This is a genomic window from Stenotrophomonas sp. 05L44_2 (assembly GCF_056665995.1).
In genome coordinates, this window is record NZ_JBFTNR010000579.1 from 1 (window position 1) to 2,719 (window position 2,719).

Genomic DNA, 2,719 nt, shown 5'->3' on the forward strand with positions numbered 1-2,719 from the left:
CTCCAACAGTGGCATCATTCCCGGACAATCAAAGCAGAGAGGGAACGATGTACATCCTGCTGACAGTTCTTGGGCTCTTGGCCGCATTGGCCGGAGCATTGATGCTCACCAAGGCAACCATGGGGGTCGGCGCAATCGCGTTCGGCATTTTCTTGGTTGCGCTGGCTCGCGTCATTCAGGCTGAGCGCCACCAATCGCAGATCATGGGTAGATAGGCCGGAGTTACCGGCGCCCACCTAAAGCCCCGCCATGAGCGGGGCTTCTTCGTTTCTGGAGCCGCAATGTCTCTTTACACACTCACCGTCGATCTTTTGATGAAGACCGGCTCCTTTGTAAAGGACGCCGGTCAAGCCGCTCGGCAGTTCGAGCAATCGATGAACCGCATGCAGGCTATTGCCAAGAAGGCTGGCACGGCCATTGGTTTGGCTCTTTCGGCAGGCATCACGAGCACAAGCGCGGCGGCAGTAGCCTGGACACGTGAGGTGGCTGAACTCGGAGTTCAGTACGAGCGCCTTGCATCCCTCTCGGGCAGTAGCTCAGAGACTTTCCAACGTATGGCTGCGGGTGCCAACGTGGTCGGAATTAGTCATGAGAAATTGGCGGACATTTTCAAGGATGTGCAGGACAAGATCGGCGACTACGTCCAGACGGGCGGCGGCGCGATGGCCGACTTCTTCGAGAACATTGCCAAGCGCACGGGGGTAACGGCTGAGCAGTTCCGAACCCTTTCAGGTCCCGATGCACTTGGATTGTTCTTCAATAGCCTGGAGCGAGCGAACCTTTCGCAATCGGAAATGGTCACCTACATGGAGGCCATCGCCAGTGACTCGGCCCATCTGATTCCCCTCCTGCGGAACAGCAGTGCCGGGTTCAAGCAGTGGGGCGATGCCGCCGCAGCAGCGGGGGCGATCATTGACGGGAACACGTCGAAAGCGACAGTTCGCCTCCGCGAGATCACGCAGGAAGCGGACCTTGCGATGAAGGGGCTCAAGGTCAGTGTCGCGGAGGAGCTGCTGCCCGAGCTGAACAACCTGACAGAGTTCATGGCTTCGCAGCAGACGCGGAATGCGTTCGCGAGCGTCACCCGTTGGGTCGCGGAGCTTACGGGCGAGATGGCCAGCGGTGCAGTTCAGATCGTCAATCTGATTGGCCGCATGGCGGAACTTCAGGCCTTGGAGGGTGCCGCTCCAGGTGCTCTCAGTAGCGCTACAGAAGATGCGCTCAATGAGCAGATGGGCGACCTTGGCGCAAGGCGCCGACTGCTGCTCACGGTCGAGGCTCCCTCTCCCCAACGCGACAAGGAAGCTGAGCGGCTTCTTGCAGAGCGCCTTCGCATCCAGCGCGAGTTGACACGTCGATATGGGCCCCAAGTCACCCTGATTGACAACGGGCAGATGCTGCCTGATTCCGCCCTCAAGTCGAACTCGGTTGGCTACAAGCCTACGGGAAATATTGGGAAGTCTGATCGAGAAAGATCGGACAACGAGGCAAAGCGCCGCGCCGAGGAAATCGCACGCTACAGGCAGCAAGCACAAGAAGCCGCCGGCGCCATGGAGGGGCCGTTGGCCGAGGCCATGGCTAAACACCTTGGCAACATGGCCGAGTACAACGAGCTGCTGGCCAAGGGCAACATTGCCCAGGCCGACGCCAATGTGCTCATGGGCCAGAGCGCAGTGGAGTACGCCAAAGTCGCTGCGGAAGTTGAAAAGGCTATGGCCGGGCCTGAGCAGCTGCTGGCGACGTTCGATACTGAGCTGGTCATGCTGGGCAAGGTTGGGCGCGCCCGCGAGCTGTATCGCCGACAGCTGGTGAACGAAAAGGACATGCGCGACGAACTGCAGAAGGCAGTCGAGGCGGCCGGCAGCAAGGAGGCACTGGCGCTGGCCAAGGGGGCAGCCAGCTACGAGGACTACGAGCAGTCCATGCTGGCGGCGGCAGCAGCTGCTGCGGAACTGTCGCTGCAGGTTGAGGAATCCGCAGCGCACGTCGAGGCGATGGCCAACGTAATCGTCTCTGGCCTAGCCGACGGTGTCGATGCGTTCGCCGACTTTGCAGTGGATGGAATGCGCAAATTCGACGATCTGTGGGATGGCCTCAAGAACGCGGCGAAGCGCGGGCTGCGGGACATGATTGCCGAGATCGCAAAGCAGAAGCTGATTATCCCGATCCAGACGCAGATCATGAATGGGATCAGTGGCAAGGGTGGCGGCTTCAGCCTGGACAGCCTCATGGGTCTATTCGGCGGCAACGGATCGGCCGCCGGTGGCAAGAACCTGAGCAACATCGCCGGCCTGCTGTCGAAGGGGCAGGGATTGTTCAGCGCTGGCGCAGGTGCTGCGAGCAGCGGAATCAGTGCCGGTAGCCTCGCGGGCTTTGGCAACAACGTGGCTGCGTTCGCCGGCGGCGGCGCCTCTGCAGCGAGCGGGACCGCGGCGGCTGGTGCTGGTGCCGCATCGACCGCTGCGGCAGCGGTGCCGATCATCGGCTGGGTCGTCGCCGGCATGATGAAGAATGCCGAGCTGTTCGATCAGGGCTGGGACATTGCCAACGGCGAGAGCTGGGCGGGCAAGATCGCCACGGCCGGCGCCGTCGGGCTGGCGGACAAGGGCTTCCGCGGCCTGGGCTTCAACGACAAGACGGCGTCCATCCTGTCGGGCTCCAGCATCCACGCCAAGCTGTTCGGCCGCAGTGCGCCCAAGGTGACCGGGCAGGGCATCAC

1 protein-coding gene and 1 pseudogene are annotated in these 2,719 nt (G+C 61.8%); both read left to right on the forward strand.

Features of this window, described 5'->3' with window-relative positions:
* Positions 1-215: hypothetical protein (locus AC1VAN_RS17675; RefSeq protein WP_480986329.1), on the forward strand; the 215-nt coding region annotated here is incomplete at its 5' end.
* A gap of 66 nt (positions 216-281) precedes the next feature.
* Positions 282-2,719: pseudogene (locus AC1VAN_RS17680) on the forward strand (phage tail protein); the annotation flags it as partial.